Origin of the sequence: Streptomyces sp. NBC_00102, from assembly GCF_026343115.1 — a bacterium.
GTDB lineage: Bacteria > Actinomycetota > Actinomycetes > Streptomycetales > Streptomycetaceae > Streptomyces.
Map to the genome: position 1 here is coordinate 979,979 of NZ_JAPEMC010000001.1, position 16,732 is coordinate 996,710.

Consider the following 16,732-nt stretch of genomic DNA (forward strand, 5'->3'; position numbering starts at 1 on the left):
CTCATCCCTTCGATGGGGCAGGGGTGTACTCCCTTGCCCACATTAGGTGCGCTTGTCCGTATTCGCGCTGCGGATGCGGCAGGCTGGGGCGATGACAACGGCGGACGGCCCCCGGCGGGCGGATGGATGGGCGACCTCGGTGCGCGAGCGGCTGGGGCTCGGCCGGTTGCTCCCTCTGGGCGGTCCGGCGGACGAGGCGTGGATCGCCGAGCGGGCCGCCGCGTCGGTACTGCGGGATTCGACGGCAGGGCCCGGGGCGGTGGTGGGGCGGCTGCGCATCGGCACGGCGATGGCCGGCTCGGCCCCCGGGGCGCCGGGGGAGGATCCGAAGACGACGACCGGGGCCCGGTACGGGACGGGACCCGGGAAAGAGCCCCGGGACGGGCACGCCCAGAGGCCACCCGCGCCACCGAGCGCGCTGCCGCGGGGGCCGCTGCGGATCGAGGCGGAGTTCGCCGCCACCGCCGGCCGGCCGCTGCCCACCTCCGCCGCGCTGCTCCGGGAAGCTCTGCTGGAGGCGGCGTCGCGGCGGCTCGGGCTCGATGTGGCGGAGGTGGACCTGCGGGTGACGGGCCTGCTGGAAGAGGAGCGGACGGCCGCTCACACGGACGGCGGGCCCTCGGCCGGCACGTCCCCGGCGGGCGCGACGGCACGCGACCGGGTGGCCTTCCCCCGCCCCGAGGTGCGTGCGGGGCGGGACACCGGGGCGGCGGGGCTGGCCGCGGCCGCGGTCCCCGGGGTGGTCTCGCTGACCCGGGTGCTGGGGGCCCCGGTGACCACCTCCGCCGATCACGTACGGGTCGAGGTGGCGACTGCGGACGGACACCGCGCGCTCGACGTGGCCCGCGCGGTACGCACGGCGGTGACGGGCGTGCTGGAGGACGGGCCTCCGGTCTCGGTGCTGGTCACCGCGGTGGTGGAGGCGCCGGAACGCGGCTGAGGGCCGGGCCGGCACCCGGCGGGGAGCCGGCCGGCCCTCGCGGGCGCCCGTCAGTCGGTGAGGCCGGCCAGGTCGCGCAGTCGGCGGCCCTGGGCGGCGCGCTCGGCGGCGCGCTGCTCCTCGTACGTGTGCGAGATCGCGCCGCGCAGCAGCGCCTTGGTCTCGGTCACGGCGTCGCGCGGCGCGGCCAGCAGGGCGGCGGCCAGGTCCTGGGTCGCGGCGTCGAGCTGGTCGGCGGGGACGACGAGATTGGCGAGGCCCGTGCGCTCGGCCTCCGGGGCCGCCACGAAGCGGCCGGTGGCGCAGATCTCCAGAGCGCGGGCGTACCCCACGAGGTGCACCAGGGGGTGGGTTCCCGTGAGGTCGGGGACGAGCCCGAGGCTGGTCTCCCGCATGGCGAACTGCACGTCGTCGGCGGCGATCCGCAGGTCGCAGGCGAGGGCGAGCTGGAAGCCCGCCCCGATGGCATGGCCCTGGACGGCCGCGATCGACACGATGTCGTTCCGCCGCCACCAGGTGAAAGCTTCCTGGTACTCGGCGATGATGGCGTCGAGCCCGGACTCGGGCCCGCGCGCCATGTCGAGGAAGGACGGCTCACCGTCGAAGCCCTCGGGAGCGAACGCCTGGCGGTCGAGGCCCGCGGAGAAGGACTTGCCTTCGCCGCGGAGCACCACGACCCGCACGGTACCGGGGACTGCCCGCCCGGCCTCCGTCAACGCCCGCCACAGAGCGGGAGACTGAGCGTTGCGCTTGGCCGGGTTGGTCAGGGTCACCGTGGCGACCGCGTCTTCGACGGTGAGTCGTACGCCGTCCTTGTCGAGCAGCGGGTCGAGCGAGGTCATCGTGCGCCTCCGGATCGGGGTGCTGTCAGCACTTCACCAGCTAAGTGACTGAACAGTAACCACCTGGCCGACCGTGTGACCGACCGGGTGGTCCACTCCGATTCCGGTGGACCCGCTGCCGCGCCCGGGACCCGCCGCCGACCGTCAGGCCGATGCGGCCTTCTTGCCCCGTGTGGCTCCGCCGCGTCCCCGCAGGGTTACGCCGGACTCACTGAGCATCCGGTGGACGAATCCGTAGGAGCGGCCGGTTTCCTCGGCCAACGCCCGGATGCTCGCACCGGAGTCGTACTTCTTCTTCAGGTCTGCCGCGAGCTTGTCGCGCGCGACGCCGGTAACCCGGCTGCCCTTCTTCAGAGTCTCGGCCACCCGTGCCTCCTCATGGGAAGTGCGCTCTGGTTTCTCATGATCACCCCTACCGTGCGCCCTGGCCACCCATTCGGCAAGGTACGTACAACCCGATTCCGCGCCAGGGAAGGGCCTCACGAAAGCGGAATGAAGCATTCCGAGGGGCTCAAGAGGCAGATGGGGAGAGCACGAAAGAGAACGCACAGGTCAGGGCCGTCCGGGGCGGGGGCGCCAAAACGACTGCGCCCGGCAGGTATCTGCCGGGCGCCGCGCCGAGGGATGAGACCGTCTCGCACAGATGAGGGATCACGCGTAGGCCGAATGATCCATTCGGCGTGGATCATTCGCTCGGGAAGGCCTCGGACGTAGCCGGACCGGGCCCGTCCGCGCCGCCCTGCCGGGTCAGGCCAGGGCGACCAGGTCGCGGTAGTCGGCACCCCAGAGGTCCTCGACCCCGTCGGGGAGCAGGATGATGCGCTCGGGCTGGAGCGCCTCCACCGCGCCCTCGTCGTGCGTGACGAGGACGACCGCGCCCTTGTACGTCCGCAGCGCGCCGAGGATCTCCTCGCGGCTGGCCGGGTCGAGGTTGTTGGTGGGCTCGTCGAGCAGCAGGACGTTGGCCGAGGAGACGACCAGCGTGGCCAGGGCCAGCCGGGTCTTCTCGCCACCGGACAGGACGCCCGCGGGCTTGTCCACGTCGTCGCCGGAGAAGAGGAACGAGCCGAGGGTCTTGCGGACCTCCACGAGGTCGAGGTCCGGGGCCGCGGAGCGCATGTTCTCCAGGACCGTGCGCTCCGGGTCGAGGGTCTCGTGCTCCTGGGCGTAGTAACCGAGCTTGAGGCCGTGCCCCTTGATGATCTCGCCGGTGTCGGGCTTCTCGGCGCCGCCGAGGAGCCGCAGCAGGGTGGTCTTGCCCGCGCCGTTGAGGCCGAGGATGACGACGCGGGAGCCCTTGTCGATCGCGAGGTCGACGTCGGTGAAGATCTCCAGCGAGCCGTACGACTTGGAGAGGCCCTCCGCCATCAGCGGGGTCTTGCCGCAGGGCGAGGGCTCGGGGAAGCGCAGCTTGGCGACCTTGTCGGAGACGCGGACGGCTTCCAGCCCGGCGAGCAGCCGGTCGGCGCGCTTGGCCATGTTCTGGGCCGCGACGGTCTTGGTGGCCTTGGCGCGCATCTTGTCGGCCTGCGAGTTGAGCGCGGCGGCCTTCTTCTCAGCGTTCTGGCGCTCGCGCTTGCGGCGCTTCTCGTCGGCCTCGCGCTGCTGCTGGTAGAGCTTCCAGCCCATGTTGTAGACGTCGATCTGGGACCGGTTGGCGTCGAGGTAGAAGACCTTGTTGACGACCGTCTCGACCAGGTCGACGTCGTGGGAGATCACGATGAAGCCGCCCCGGTACGACTTGAGGTAGTCGCGCAGCCAGACGATGGAGTCGGCGTCGAGGTGGTTGGTGGGCTCGTCGAGGAGCAGGGTGTCGGCGTCCGAGAAGAGGATGCGGGCGAGCTCGACACGGCGGCGCTGACCGCCGGAGAGGGTGTGCAACGGCTGGCCCAGCACCCGGTCGGGGAGGCTGAGGGCGGCAGCGATGGTGGAGGCCTCGGCCTCGGCGGCGTATCCGCCCTTGGTGAGGAACTCCGTCTCCAGGCGCTCGTACTTCTTCATCGCCTTCTCGCGGGTGGCGCCCTTGCCGTTCGCCATCCGGTCCTCGTTCTCGCGCATCCGGCGCAGGATCTCGTCCAGGCCTCGGGCGGAGAGGATGCGGTCCCGGGCGAGGACGTCGAGGTCGCCGGTGCGGGGGTCCTGCGGGAGGTAGCCGATCTCGCCGGAGGAGGTGATCGTGCCACCGGCGGGGGTGCCCTCGCCGGCGAGGCACTTGGTGAGGGTGGTCTTGCCGGCGCCGTTGCGGCCGACGAGGCCGATGCGGTCGCCCTTGGCGATGCGGAAGGACGCGTTTTCGATGAGGATGCGGGCGCCGGCGCGCAGCTCGATGCCGGAAGCGGTGATCACGGGGAAGACTCCAGGGCGGTATGGACGGCGGAGGGACGAGGGCGGAGGTCTCTCGACGCCGCTAATGCACAAGGAGAATTGCCATGGGCCCATTCTACGGGCGGTGCGCAACTCCTCCGCCGTGCATGGGCCCGGACCGCCGGACGGTGCCAGAATGAGACGGGGATCACACGACGCGGCCAGTGGCGGAAGGTGACGATCCATGACGGACACGGCACACGGCACACCCACGGTCTTTCCGACGGTCCTGTACGACGACGCGAAAGCGGCGATCAGGACGCTGACCGAGGTGCTGGGGTTCACCGAGGAAGCGGTGTACGAGGACGAGGGCGGCACCGTGGTCCACGCGGAGCTGTCCCAGGGCAACGGCAGGGTGATGCTCGGGTCCCGGGGGCGCGAGGGCGCCTTCGCGCGGGCCATGGCGGGCGGCGGCCCGGTCGGCGTCTACGTGGTCCTCGGCTCGGCCGAGGCCGTGGACCGGCACCACGCGCGGGCGGCGGCACAGGGGATGGAGATCCTCATGCCGCCGACCGACCAGGACTACGGGTCGCGGGACGTGGGGCTCTCGTTCGGATCTGGCTGGATCAGGGAGCGGGGTCCGGTGGCGTGCGTCGCAAGGCGGAGGAGGGAGGCGACGCGGAGCGTCGGCGACCGACGACAACGCCGCGAGGCGCGGTGCCGGGGCACGCGAGCCCAGCCAGATCCGGACGAGAGCCCCCGCATGGCCCGGGACACCGAGGGCAACGTGTGGAGCTTCGGGACGTACGCCCCGGGCGCCGCCTGAAAGGCCGCGTCCGGGGGCGCTTCGGGTCAGGCGGGGGCGCCGCCGGTGTGCACCTGGAAGGCGGCGCGGCGCATCGCCTTGGCGAGCGCGGGGTCCGGGTGGGCGGCGGCGAGTGCCACCAGGACCTGGACGGTACGCGGATGTCCGACCGCCCGGACCTCTTCCAGCAGCGCCGGGACGGTGCCCTGGACCGCGGAGTCCAGGTGGCGCACGAGCAGCCCGGTCTCGCCGTGGTCGGCGACGGCCGCGGCCGTGTCCACCCAGAGCCAGGTGGCCTCCTCGCGGCTGAGCACCTCCTGGGCGTCGTCCGGGTCGGCACCCTCGTACTCGGCGAGCCAGAGCAGGGCGTACGGCCGCAGCGAGGGGTGCGCGACGACGGCGCGGACCTCGGGTTCGGCCGGGGCCCCGACGACGCGCAGCGCCTCGAAGGCCAGCCCGCGCAGCAGCGCGTCCTCGCCGCGGGCGACCCCGAGGAGTTCGGCGACGGCGCTGCCGACCGTGCGGGCGGCCAGCCAGGCCCGGTACTCGGCTCGGGCCGGGCCCGGGGTGAGCGAGGCGCAGCCGAGGAGCATGTCGGCGGCGGGCTGCTCGATGTTCCCTGCCGGACTCTGCGCGGCGACGCAGATCTGCTCCAGCTTGACCCACACCGCCCAGTTGCCGAGCGGGGTGAGGGTGGCGTGGCCCGGTGCGAGGGTGAGCGCACCGACGGCGGCGAGGCCCTCCAGGGCCCAGTCGAGCAGCAGGGCGTTCAGCTCGTCGGAGGGTGCGGCGGGAGCGCTCGGCCCCGTACCGGCCGGTGCGCCCTCGGCGCCGGGGGCGTACGGCACCTCGCAGCGTTCCTCGTGGAGCTCGGCGACGCGCTGGCCGAGGAGGTCCAGGAGTACGGGTACGGCCACGGGGCCGGCCGAGAGCTGGAGGAGCGACAGGACCTGGGGCACCGCCTCGATGGCCTCGGCGACGGCGGTCGCCTCGATGCCCTCGGGCGAGGCGTGCACGAGCGACCACGCGTCGAAGAGCGCGACCCAGCCGCGGAGGGCGGCCGAGTCGTCGCGGTCCCAGGCGCGCAGGCGCCAGCCGGGGCGCACGGTGTCGCCGTGCAGCTCGACGAGACCGGCGAGCCGGGCTCGGTCCCAGCCGGCCAGCACCCGGTCGGGGGTGAGCCCGAGTTCGGCGGCGGCACGGTCCAGATCGGGTGCGGCGAGCGGCGTCGCGCCGGGGCTGCCGCCGTCGGCGGCGGCCCAGTGGGCGACCCGTACGTCCGCGGCGAGCACTTCCCTGGCCTGCCGGGCCAGTTCGGTGCGTGGCGGAGTGCCCTCGGGCGGGCGGGGGGCGGGCCTGGTGCGGCGGGTGGTCACGGCCTTGCGGGCCGTGACGAGGGGTCGCGGGCGGACAAGTCGCAGCCTGGAGTCGCGCGGGTTACGGGACGTCACGGGGAGCAGTCTTGCCTCTGACGGGCCGAAAGCCCAAACGGAGGCACCGCCACCCCGTCCGGGCACCCCCGCCCGGCCGTCACCAACCGGGCGGTTTGCTCTCAACTCTCACATCAGGGGCGTGAGAAAGCGGCGGAGGGTCTCCTCGTAGGCGGCGGGTCCCAGGTTCCACATCGACGCGTGGGGTGCGTCGGGCACGGTGTGCAGGGCGACCAGGTCGGGACGGAGGGCGGCGAGTTCCCGGGAGGGTCCCCAGGGGGCCAGGGTGTCGCCGGGGCCGTGGAAGATCAAAGTCGGGACGCGTAGCACGGTGGGCAGCCTGCTCTGGAGGAGCGGAGCGCCCCGAAGGCCGGTCCTCCCCTGGGCCGCGCGGACGGCGAGCGGCATCAGCCCGGACGGGACGCCCCTGGCCGCGGCCAGCGCCCGCAGTGTGGTTTCCCAGTCCATCACCGGCGAGTCCAGCACGAGGCCGGCGACGCGGTCGCGGAGCGCGGATTCGACGCAGGCGTGCAGGGCCATGGTGGCGCCGGTGGACCAGCCGAGCAGGACGACCTTCTCGGCGCCGTAGCGGAGGGCGTAACGGATGGCGGCGTCGAGATCGCGCCATTCGGAGGCGCCGAGGTGGCCGAGTCCGTCCGGGGAGCGCGGGGCTCCGGTGTCTCCCCGGTAGGCGAGGGCGAGCACGGGGAGGCGGAGGCCGTTGAGGAAGCCCGTGACGTTGAGGGTGTGTTCGCGCGTGGTGCCGATGCCGTGCAGGGCGATGACCCAGGTGGCGCGGTCGGCGGGGACGTACCAGGCGGGCAGTGCGCCGAGTTCGCCGGGGATCTCCACCTCGTGGTGGACGAGCCCGAGGGCGGTGCCGGGGTCGCCGCGGTGCACCTCGGGGGTGGCCCGGACGCGGGTGCCCGGCTCCAGGGAGCCCTGGGTGACGCGTTCGAGGCGGCGGACGACGGTGTCGGCGGAGAACGCGGGCTCGTCGGTCACCGGGCCCACCACCGCGTGGACGCCCGGTCCGGCCAGGCCCCAGAGTCCGGGGCGCAGCGAGGCGAAGGAGCGGGTCAGGGTCACCTGCCCGGGTGCCGTGGCGTGCACGGTCAGGCCGCGATCGGCCGGGAGGGGGCGGCCGGCGGGGACCGTGAGAGCGGTACCGCCGGCGTATCTGCCGACGGCGACCGCTGCCGCGCCGGCGCCGAGGATCGTGGAGACGGCCGCTGCCGTCGCTGTTGCCGGGCGCACGGCTTCAGTCTTGGGCCAAGGGGGTGCGGGGGGCCAGCGGGATGGGCCGTCCGGTGGGTCCGGCGTGTCGTGGGGCGTGTCGCGCCGGGATGCCGGCGGGGGGTGTGGTGGGGACGGCGCGGGGGTGTCCCGGCCGGGGCGGTGCGGGGCCGTGCCGGGGCGTGGGTCTCAGTGCTGCCGGCCGTGGCCGCGGAGCGCCTCGGACCGGGGTTCCCGCAGGTTTTCCGCGCTCTTCCCGGCCATGGACAGGATCCCGTGGACCGCCGGTACGGCCTTCCTGTGAATCGGGGGCGGAGGGAACTTCCGGCCCGGACGTGACCGGAACGACATTCATGGGCCCACCGGGGCTCCATGTCCTCCCCCGCCGGGGGGTGAATCGCTGGTCGAGGGCAGTCCCCGCACCGCCCCCGGCGCCCGCGGGACTTCTCCGCGCACACAAGCGGAATGACCGGCGCGATGACAGGGGCACCGCAATGCCCCGCCCAGTTCATCTTCCGTTCACTCAGGTTGCTTACGTTCCCTCTGCCAATGACGTCGAACGATTGCCTGGGTAAATGGAACACATCACGCTGCTGCTCGCGATCGTCATCGCGACAGCTCTCGTGTTCGATTTCACGAACGGTTTCCACGACACCGCCAACGCGATGGCCACCACCATCTCGACCGGCGCCCTGAAGCCGAAGACAGCGGTGGCGATGTCCGCCATCCTCAATCTGGTCGGCGCGTTCCTGTCCGTGGAGGTCGCGAAAACGATCTCCGGCGGGATCGTCGACGAGGACGGCCTGAGAACCGAGGTCATCTTCGCGGCGCTCGTCGGCGCCATCCTGTGGAATCTGGTGACCTGGCTGGTCGGCCTGCCGTCCAGTTCGTCCCACGCCCTGTTCGGCGGGCTCATCGGCGCCGCCGTGATGTCCGCCGGCTGGTCCTCGGTCGACGGCGGCACCGTCGTCACCAAGATCCTGCTGCCCGCCGTCGCCGCCCCGCTGGTGGCCGGTGCCGCCTCGATGCTGGCGACCAGGCTGTCGTACCGCGTCAGCCGGAACGTCACCGACGAGGCGCAGCTGGAGTCGACGGCCAAGGGCTACCGTGTCGGGCAGATCGCCTCGGCCGGTCTCGTCTCGCTCGCCCACGGCACCAACGACGCGCAGAAGACGATGGGCATCATCACCCTCGCGCTCGTCACCGGCGGCGTCCTCTCCCCCGGCTCGAACCCGCCGGTCTGGGTGATCTGCTCGGCCGGTCTGGCCATCGCCATGGGGACCTACTTCGGCGGCTGGCGCATCATCCGCACCATGGGCAGCGGGCTGACGGACCTCCAGCCGCAGCAGGGCTTCGCGGCCCAGACCGGCGCGGCGACCGTCATCCTGGCCTCCTCCCACCTCGGCTTCTCGCTCTCCACCACGCAGTCGTGCTCCGGCGCGGTGATGGGTGCCGGACTCGGCCGCAAGGGCGGCACGGTGAAGTGGTCCACCGCGACCCGGATGTTCGTGGCCTGGGGCCTGACGCTCCCGGCGGCGGGTCTGGTCGGCGCGGGTGCCGAGTTCCTGACCCGGCAGGGCACCTGGGGCATCGCCCTGGTCGCCGCGCTGCTCGTCGCGGGCTCCGGTGCCATCTGGATGCTGTCGCGGCGCAAGCCGCTCGACCCGCACGACGTCGCCGGGGCGGGCGAGCCCGCGGGCGTCGTCACCGCGGCCATCGCCGCCGTCTCCCCGCCGCCCGCCGGAGTACCGGCCCCGGGTCTCCCGGCCGGCGGTCTCACGGCCACCATCCCCTCCCCCCTCCCCGCCACGCCGGCCCCGGCGTCGACCACCGAACCGGCCCGTCCGGCCGCGGTGTAAGGACTCGACCCCATGAAAATCGACTGGGCAGCTCTCGCCACCGTCTTCGGTGTCAGCCTCGTGGTCACCGTGGCGCTCGTCGGCTTCTTCAGCCTCGGCGTCGTCGGTCTCGCCAAGCGGGCCGGTGCGGCTCTGAGCGGCGGCTCCGGATCGTCCGCCGTGCTGGCGCGCACCGGCGCGTACGCCTGCTTCGCGCTGTGCGCGGCCGCGGTCGCGTACGGCATCCACTTGATCGTCGCCTGACGCGCGTTTTCGCCAGACCTCCGGGCCGGACACACCGTGTGTGTCCGGCCCGCTGTGCGTCCCGGCACGGTCCGGCCCCGCAGGTCAACGGCGAGTTGACGGGCCTTCGCGCTGCGTGGTGGACTGCCGGAGCCATTCACGGCGACAGCAGAGGAAGCCGGTGCGAATCCGGCGCGGTCCCGCCACTGTCACCGGGGAGCGGCGCCCCGATCCGTGTTCCGCCGCGCGCGGACGCACGGGACCGGGGTGGCCGCCGACCCGGGAGCCAGGACACTCTCGTCGCCGTTTCGTCGAACCAGGGCGCGGACCCTGAGTGAGGACATACGCCATGCCCGGCCGCCGTGCGCCCGATCTTCTACGACACCTGCCGGGAACGCTCCGACACGCGGCGGGCTGAGCCGTGCGTGCCGACCGCGTCTTCGCGTACGGCGCCACCGCCGGACTGATCGCCGACCGTGTGCTGGGCGATCCTCGCCGGGGCCATCCGGTCGCCGGGTTCGGCCGGGCCGCCGCCGCCGTCGAGAAGCGCCTGTGGCGGGACCACCGGGGCCGGGGCGCGCTGCACACCCTGGTGTGCGCCGGAGGCGCCGTGGGCGCCGCCGTGCTCGCCTCCCGTGCCGTGCGCCGCACTCCCGCCGCGGCCGTCGCGCTGACGGCCGCCGCCACCTGGTCCGTCGTCGGCGGTACTTCGCTGGGCCGCGAGGCCAGGACCGTCGGCGCGGCGCTGGACTCCGGGGACGTCGAGGCGGCCCGGGAGCGGCTGCCGCATCTGTGCGGGCGCGACCCCCAGGCGCTGGACGCTCAGGGGATCGCCCGTGCCGTGGTGGAGTCGGTCGCCGAGAACACCTCCGACGCCGTCGTCGGCGCCCTGGTCTGGGGCGCCCTGGGCGGGGTCCCGGGGCTGGTGGGCTTCCGCGCCGTGAACACGCTGGACGCGATGGTCGGCCACCGTTCGCCGCGCCACCGCCGCTTCGGCTGGGCCTCGGCCCGGCTGGACGACCTGGTGGGCTGGCCCGGCGCGCGGCTCACCGCCGTCCTCGCCACCGTCGCCGGGGGCCGGCCGGGGCAGGCGGTCCGGGCCTGGCGCGCGGACGCGGGCCGGCACCCGAGCCCGAACGCGGGCCCGGTGGAGGCCGCGTTCGCCGGCGCGCTCGGCGTACGGCTGGGCGGGACCCTCGCGTACGGCGGGCGGGTCGAGCACCGGCCGGTGCTGAACGGCGCCGAGGGGCGGGCCGTGGCCGTGGAGGCGGGGGACATCGAACGCGCGGTGCGGCTGTCGCGCCGGGTGAGCGTGCTGGCCCTGGCCGTCTGCGTCGCCGGACGGCTGACGGCGCACCACCTGATCACGGAACGAGGACGGGCATGAGCAGCGGGAACGTGACGATGGGCGGCGGGCTGCTGGTCGCCGGTACGACCTCCGACGCGGGCAAGAGCGTCGTCACGGCGGGGATCTGCCGGTGGCTGGTGCGGCAGGGGGTGAAGGTCGCCCCGTTCAAGGCGCAGAACATGTCGCTGAACTCCTTCGTGACCCGGGAGGGTGCCGAGATCGGGCGGGCCCAGGCCATGCAGGCGCAGGCCGCCCGGGTCGAGCCGTCGGCGCTGATGAACCCGGTGCTGCTCAAGCCCGGTGGCGACCGGTCCAGCCAGGTCGTACTGATGGGCAAGCCGGTGGGCGAGATGAGCGCGCGCGGCTACCACGGGGGCCGTCAGGAGTCGCTGTTCGGGACGGTCGTGGACTGCCTGGAGCGGCTGCGGGGCACGTATGACGCCGTGATCTGCGAAGGGGCGGGCAGTCCGGCAGAGATCAATCTGCGGCGGACCGACATCGTGAACATGGGCGTGGCCCGGGCGGCGCGGTTCCCGGTGCTGGTCGTCGGCGACATCGACCGGGGCGGGGTGTTCGCCTCGTTCTTCGGCACGACGGCGCTGCTGAGCCCCGAGGACCAGGAGCTGATCGCCGGCTATCTGGTCAACAAGTTCCGCGGTGACGTCTCGCTGCTGGAGCCGGGCCTCGACATGCTGCTGGGGCTGACCGGGCGGCGGACGTACGGGGTGCTGCCGTTCACGCACGGTCTCGGCATCGACGAGGAGGACGGGCTGCGGGTGTCGCTGCGCGGGACCGTCCGGGAGTCGGTGGTGGCGCCGCCGCTCGGCGAGGACGTGTTGCGGGTGGCGGTGTGCGCGGTGCCGCTGATGTCGAACTTCACCGACGTGGACGCGCTGGCCGCCGAGCCGGGCGTGATCGTGCGGTTCGTGGACCGGCCGGAGGAGCTGGCCGACGCGGACCTGGTCGTGGTGCCCGGTACCCGGGGCACCGTGAAGGCGCTGGAGTGGCTGCGTGCCCGGGGGCTCGCGGACGCCCTGGTCCGGCGGGCCGCCGAGGGCCGTCCGGTGCTGGGGATCTGCGGCGGTTTCCAGGTGCTCGGCGAGCGGATCGAGGACGAGGTCGAGTCGCGGGCCGGTGTGGTCGAGGGGCTCGGCCTGCTGCCGGTACGCGTCCGGTTCGCGCGGGAGAAGACCCTGGCCCGGCCGGTCGGTACGGCGCTCGGAGAGCCGGTGGAGGGGTACGAGATCCACCACGGGGTCGCCGACGTGCGGGACGGCGAACCGTTCCTGGACGGGTGCCGGGTGGGCCAGGTGTGGGGGACGCACTGGCACGGGTCGCTGGAGAGCGACGCGTTCCGGCGGGCGTTCCTGACGGAGGTCGCGCGGGCCTCGGGGCGGCGGTTCACGGCCGCCCCGGACACCAGCTTCGCCGCGTTGCGCGAGGAGCAGCTGGACCTGCTGGGCGACCTGATCGAGGAGCACGCGGACACCGACGCCCTGTGGCGGCTGATCGAACAGGGCGCGCCGAAGGGGCTGCCGTTCGTCGGTCCGGGCGCCCCGGTACTGCCGGGTGCGGGCGCCGATGTCGGGTCCGAACCGCCCGCCGTACCGCCCGCCGTGACGCGCACGAACGTTTCCGACACCATCCAGGAGGCCCTGTGAGCACGCCGTATCCGTTCACCGCGATCGTCGGCCAGGACGATCTGAGGCTCGGGCTGCTGCTGAACGCCGTGTCACCCGCGGTCGGCGGGGTGCTGGTGCGCGGCGAGAAGGGCACCGCGAAGTCCACCGCGGTGCGGGCGCTGGCGGCCCTGATGCCGGAGGTCGCGGTGGTGCCGGGCTGCCGGTTCTCCTGCGACCCGGTCTCCCCCGACCCGGCGTGCCCGGACGGTCCGCACGCGGCGGCGCCCGGCGCTTCGCGGGCGGCGCGGACGGTGGAGCTGCCGGTCGGCGCCTCCGAGGACCGGCTGGTCGGCGCGCTCGACATCGAACGGGCGCTCGCCGAGGGCGTGAAGGCCTTCGAGCCGGGTCTGCTGGCCGACGCGCACCGCGGAATCCTCTACGTGGACGAGGTCAACCTCCTCCACGACCATCTGGTGGACCTGCTGCTGGACGCGGCGGCGATGGGCGCGTCGTACGTGGAGCGCGAGGGCGTCTCCGTACGCCACGCGGCACGGTTCCTGCTGGTCGGCACGATGAACCCGGAAGAGGGCGAGCTGCGGCCGCAGTTGCTGGACCGGTTCGGGCTGACCGTGGAGGTGGCCGCGTCCCGGGACACCGATCTGCGGGTGGAGGTCGTGCGGCGGCGCCTGGCGTACGACGACGATCCGGCGGGCTTCGCGGCGGCGTGGGCCGACGAGGAGAACGCGCTGCGCGGGCGGATCACCGCGGCGCGCGCCCTGCTCCCCCGGGTCGTGCTCGGTGACGGGGCGCTGCGACGGATCGCGGCCACCTGCGCGGCGTTCGAGGTCGACGGGATGCGCGCGGACATCGTGATGGCCCGTACCGCGACCGCCCTGGCCGCCTGGGCCGGGCGGGACGAGGTGACCGCCGACGAAGTGCGGCAGGCCGCCCTGCTGGCGTTGCCGCACCGGCGCCGGCGCAACCCCTTCGACGCTCCGGGGCTGGACGAGGAGAAGCTCGACGACACGCTCCGGGAGGCCGCCGAGGAGGAGAGCCGGCGGGACGAGCGGGACGGCGGCCCGGACCCCGATCCGGACCCCGATCCGGACCCCGATCCGGACCCCGATCCGGACCCCGACCCCGGGCCGGACGGGCCGGGCGACGGGGGCGGTCCCGGGGGCGGGGTGCCGCCGCAGGGGGGTGGTCCCGAGGACGCGCCTTCGCCCTCGCCGGACCGTCCGGACACCTCGGCGGGCGAACCGGGCGAGCGGGGCGAACCGGGCGGGCAGGGCGCTCCGGCGGGCGGTGAGCAGCAGCCGGTCGCGGCTGCCGAGCCGTTCCGTACGAAGATGCTGAGCGTCCCCGGCCTCGGCGAGGGCGCGGCCGGGCGCCGGTCGCGGGCGCGGACCGAGCACGGCCGGACGACCGGCGCGCGGCGTCCGGAGGGCGCGCTGACCAAGCTGCACCTGGCTGCGACCGTGCAGGCCGCCGCCCCGCACCAGCGGGCGCGCGGACGGTCCGGGCGGGGGCTCGTGGTGCGCCGGGACGATCTGCGGCAGGCGACCCGGGAGGGGCGTGAGGGCAACCTCGTGCTCTTCGTGGTGGACGCCTCCGGGTCGATGGCGGCCCGCCGGCGGATGAGCGCGGTCAAGGGCGCGGTGCTGTCGCTGCTGCTCGACGCGTACCAACGGCGGGACAAGGTGGGCCTGGTGACGTTCCGGGGGCGGGACGCCGAGCTGGTGCTGCCGCCGACCTCGTCGGTGGACGCGGCGGCGGCCCGGCTGGAAACCCTGCCGACCGGTGGGCGCACCCCGCTGGCCGCCGGTCTGCTGAAGGCGCACGACGTACTGCGGGTGGAGCGGATGCGCGATCCCTCGCGGCGTCCGCTCCTCGTGGTGGTGACGGACGGCCGGGCGACCGGTGGTCCGGAGCCGGTGGCGCTGGCCGCCCGGGCGGGCCGGCTGCACGCCGCCGAGGGCACCGCGTCCGTGGTGGTGGACTGCGAGTCGGGGATCGTACGCCTCGGGCTCGCCGCACAGCTCGCCCGCGATCTGGGAGGCACCGCCGTCACGCTCGACGAGCTGCGGGCCGACTCGATCGCCGGGCTGGTCAAGGATGTCAGAGCAGCCGGGAGGGCCGCGTAATGCCGCAGGGACAGCCGACTTCGGTACCGGACGACGGGCTCACCACCCGTCAGCGCCGCAACCGCCCCCTTCTCCTGGTCCACACCGGGATCGGCAAGGGGAAGTCGACGGCGGCCTTCGGGCTGGCGCTCCGGGCCTGGAACCAGGGGTGGCCGATCGGGGTGTTCCAGTTCGTCAAGTCGGCGAAGTGGAAGGTCGGCGAGGAGAACGCGCTGAAGGTCCTCGGGGCCAGTGGCGAGGGCGGAACGGTCGCCTGGCACAAGATGGGCGAGGGCTGGTCGTGGGTCCAGCGCGGGCCCTTGGGGGAGAACGACAACACGGCGAACGAGGAGAAGGCCCGGGAGGGCTGGGCGCAGGTCAAGCGCGACCTCGCCGCCGAGACGTACAAGCTGTACGTGCTGGACGAGTTCGCGTATCCGCTGCACTGGGGGTGGATCGACACCGAGGACGTGGTGGAGACGCTGCGGAACCGTCCCGGCACCCAGCACGTGGTGATCACCGGCCGCAACGCCCCGCAGGCGCTGCTGGACGCGGCGGACCTGGTGACCGACATGTCGAAGGTGAAGCACCCGATGGACGCGGGTCAGAAGGGCCAGCGAGGCATCGAGTGGTGAACGGCCCCCGGAACACGCCCCGTCTGGTGATCGCCGCCCCGGCCTCGGGCAGCGGCAAGACCACCGTCGCCACCGGGCTGATGGCCGCCTTCGCCGCGCGCGGGCTCGCCGTATCCCCGCACAAGGTGGGCCCCGACTACATCGATCCCGGCTACCACGCGCTGGCGACCGGGCGGCCGGGCCGCAATCTCGACGCGTACATGTGCGGGACCGGTCTCATCGGGCCGCTCTTCGCGCACGGCTCGGCGGGCGCGGACCTCGCGGTGGTGGAGGGCGTGATGGGGCTCTTCGACGGGGCCTCGGGCCAGGGCGAGCTGGCGTCGACGGCGCAGGTGGCGAAGTTGCTGCGGGCGCCGGTGGTGCTGGTGGTCGACGCCTCCTCGCAGTCGCGTTCGGTGGCCGCCCTGGTGCACGGTTTCGCGGCCTGGGACCCGGGGGTGCGGATCGGCGGGGTGATCCTCAACAAGGTGGCCTCCGACCGGCACGAGACGCTGCTGCGGGACGCCCTGGAGGAGTCCGGGCTGCCGGTCCTCGGGGTGCTGCGGCGGGCCGCGCAGGTGGAGACCCCGTCACGCCATCTGGGGCTGGTGCCGGTGGCCGAGCGGCGTGCGGACGCGGTGGACGCGGTGGCGGCGATGGGCGAACGCGTGCGGGCCGGCTGCGACATGGACGCGCTGCTGGCGCTGGCGCGTACCGCTCCGCCGCTGGACGTGACGGCCTGGGAGCCGGAGGGTCACGAGCTCTCCGGGAAGCGGCCGGTGGTCGCCGTGGCGGGCGGGGCGGCGTTCACCTTCGCGTACGCCGAGCACGCCGAGCTGCTCACGGCGGCGGGGGCGGAGGTCGTCCCCTTCGACCCGCTGCACGACGAGAAGCTCCCCGACGGCACGGCCGGACTGGTCATCGGGGGCGGTTTCCCGGAGGTGTACGCCCCCGAGCTGTCGGCCAACGAACCGCTGCGCCGGGCGGTCACCGCGCTCGCGGAGAGCGGGGCGCCGGTGGCGGCCGAGTGCGCGGGGCTGCTCTATCTGGCGCGTGAGCTGGACGGCCGGCCGATGTGCGGGGTGCTGGACGCGAGCGCCCGGATGTCGGGACGCCTGACGCTCGGTTACCGGGAGGCGGTGGCGGTCGCGGACAGTTCGCTGGCGGCGGCCGGGACCCGGGTGCGCGGCCACGAGTTCCACCGCACGGTGCTGGAGCCGGGCGCCGGGCCCGTACCGGCCTGGGGCATGCACCTGCCGGAACGCCGGGTGGAGGGCTTCGTCCGGGGCGGGGTGCACGCGAGTTATCTGCACACCCACTGGGCGGGGGCGCCGGGGACGGCCCGGCGGTTCGTGGAGCGGTGCGGCTGAGGACTGTCCCGGTGCGC

The 16,732-nt window shown here is 74.1% G+C and carries 13 protein-coding genes, 1 pseudogene and 1 riboswitch; of the genes and pseudogenes, 9 read left to right on the top strand and 5 right to left on the bottom strand.

Going from position 1 to position 16,732, the window contains the following annotated elements:
* Nucleotides 1-91: 91 nt before the first annotated feature.
* Entirely contained in the window at nt 92-940 is an 849-nt protein-coding gene (locus OHA55_RS04415) for a hypothetical protein (protein WP_266702967.1), read from the top strand.
* A 50-nt stretch (nt 941-990) separates the two neighbouring features.
* Here OHA55_RS04415 and OHA55_RS04420 read toward each other — a convergent pair whose 3' ends face one another.
* From OHA55_RS04420 to OHA55_RS04430, 3 genes are all read right to left on the bottom strand, one after another.
* Nucleotides 991-1,782 (bottom strand): enoyl-CoA hydratase/isomerase family protein, encoded by a 792-nt coding sequence (locus tag OHA55_RS04420; RefSeq protein WP_266702969.1) that lies wholly within the window; start codon nt 1,780-1,782, stop codon nt 991-993.
* 144 nt (nt 1,783-1,926) lie between these two features.
* Complete coding sequence (locus OHA55_RS04425; RefSeq protein WP_266702971.1) at nt 1,927-2,148, bottom strand: helix-turn-helix domain-containing protein; 222 nt, start codon at nt 2,146-2,148, stop codon at nt 1,927-1,929.
* A gap of 381 nt (nt 2,149-2,529) precedes the next feature.
* A complete protein-coding gene (locus OHA55_RS04430) occupies nt 2,530-4,128 on the bottom strand; it encodes an ABC-F family ATP-binding cassette domain-containing protein (protein ID WP_266702973.1) in 1,599 nt (532 codons plus the stop codon).
* A gap of 202 nt (nt 4,129-4,330) precedes the next feature.
* On the opposite strand from OHA55_RS04430, the pseudogene OHA55_RS04435 reads away from it, so the two are divergent.
* Nucleotides 4,331-4,684 (top strand): annotated as a pseudogene (locus OHA55_RS04435) (VOC family protein); the annotation flags it as partial.
* 254 nt (nt 4,685-4,938) lie between these two features.
* On the opposite strand, the gene OHA55_RS04440 reads toward OHA55_RS04435, so the two are convergent.
* On the bottom strand, nt 4,939-6,267 hold the full coding sequence (locus OHA55_RS04440; RefSeq protein WP_266710412.1) for a hypothetical protein: 1,329 nt from the start codon (nt 6,265-6,267) through the stop codon (nt 4,939-4,941).
* A gap of 183 nt (nt 6,268-6,450) precedes the next feature.
* Complete coding sequence (locus OHA55_RS04445; RefSeq protein WP_266702975.1) at nt 6,451-7,578, bottom strand: alpha/beta hydrolase; 1,128 nt, start codon at nt 7,576-7,578, stop codon at nt 6,451-6,453.
* A 554-nt stretch (nt 7,579-8,132) separates the two neighbouring features.
* Between OHA55_RS04445 and OHA55_RS04450 the strand changes: the two genes are divergently transcribed.
* From OHA55_RS04450 to OHA55_RS04480, 7 genes are all read left to right on the top strand, one after another.
* A complete protein-coding gene (locus OHA55_RS04450; protein WP_266702977.1) occupies nt 8,133-9,416 on the top strand; it encodes an inorganic phosphate transporter in 1,284 nt (427 codons plus the stop codon).
* A 12-nt stretch (nt 9,417-9,428) separates the two neighbouring features.
* Nucleotides 9,429-9,659, top strand: coding sequence for a hypothetical protein (locus OHA55_RS04455; protein WP_266702979.1), 231 nt, complete (start codon nt 9,429-9,431; stop codon nt 9,657-9,659).
* A gap of 149 nt (nt 9,660-9,808) precedes the next feature.
* Nucleotides 9,809-9,935, top strand: a riboswitch (cobalamin riboswitch).
* Between the two features lie 124 nt (nt 9,936-10,059).
* Nucleotides 10,060-11,025 carry a cobalamin biosynthesis protein gene (locus tag OHA55_RS04460; RefSeq protein WP_266702981.1) on the top strand — a complete coding sequence of 322 codons (966 nt, stop codon included), beginning with the start codon at nt 10,060-10,062 and terminating at the stop codon, nt 11,023-11,025.
* A 17-nt stretch (nt 11,026-11,042) separates the two neighbouring features.
* Entirely contained in the window at nt 11,043-12,647 is a 1,605-nt protein-coding gene (locus tag OHA55_RS04465) for a cobyric acid synthase (RefSeq protein ID WP_266710413.1), read from the top strand.
* Nucleotides 12,644-14,752 carry a putative cobaltochelatase gene (locus OHA55_RS04470; RefSeq protein WP_266702983.1) on the top strand — a complete coding sequence of 703 codons (2,109 nt, stop codon included), beginning with the start codon at nt 12,644-12,646 and terminating at the stop codon, nt 14,750-14,752. Before OHA55_RS04465 ends, OHA55_RS04470 begins: the two co-directional genes overlap by 4 nt.
* On the top strand, nt 14,752-15,366 hold the full coding sequence (gene cobO / locus OHA55_RS04475) for a cob(I)yrinic acid a,c-diamide adenosyltransferase (protein WP_266702985.1): 615 nt from the start codon (nt 14,752-14,754) through the stop codon (nt 15,364-15,366). The genes OHA55_RS04470 and cobO overlap by 1 nt, the downstream gene beginning before the upstream one ends.
* Nucleotides 15,363-16,715, top strand: coding sequence for a cobyrinate a,c-diamide synthase (locus OHA55_RS04480; RefSeq protein WP_266702987.1), 1,353 nt, complete (start codon nt 15,363-15,365; stop codon nt 16,713-16,715). The genes cobO and OHA55_RS04480 overlap by 4 nt, the downstream gene beginning before the upstream one ends.
* Nucleotides 16,716-16,732 lie beyond the last annotated feature (17 nt).

What these genes read in the sequence shown, in the direction of transcription:
- OHA55_RS04465 (WP_266710413.1), top strand. Translation starts at nt 11,043, where the DNA reads ATGGGCGGCGGGCTGCTGGTCGCCGGTACGACCTCCGACGCGGGCAAG.
- OHA55_RS04450 (WP_266702977.1), top strand. Translation starts at nt 8,133, where the DNA reads ATGGAACACATCACGCTGCTGCTCGCGATCGTCATCGCGACAGCTCTC.
- OHA55_RS04420 (WP_266702969.1), bottom strand. Translation starts at nt 1,782, where the DNA reads ATGACCTCGCTCGACCCGCTGCTCGACAAGGACGGCGTACGACTCACC.
- OHA55_RS04455 (WP_266702979.1), top strand. Translation starts at nt 9,429, where the DNA reads ATGAAAATCGACTGGGCAGCTCTCGCCACCGTCTTCGGTGTCAGCCTC.
- OHA55_RS04415 (WP_266702967.1), top strand. Translation starts at nt 92, where the DNA reads ATGACAACGGCGGACGGCCCCCGGCGGGCGGATGGATGGGCGACCTCG.
- cobO (WP_266702985.1), top strand. Translation starts at nt 14,752, where the DNA reads ATGCCGCAGGGACAGCCGACTTCGGTACCGGACGACGGGCTCACCACC.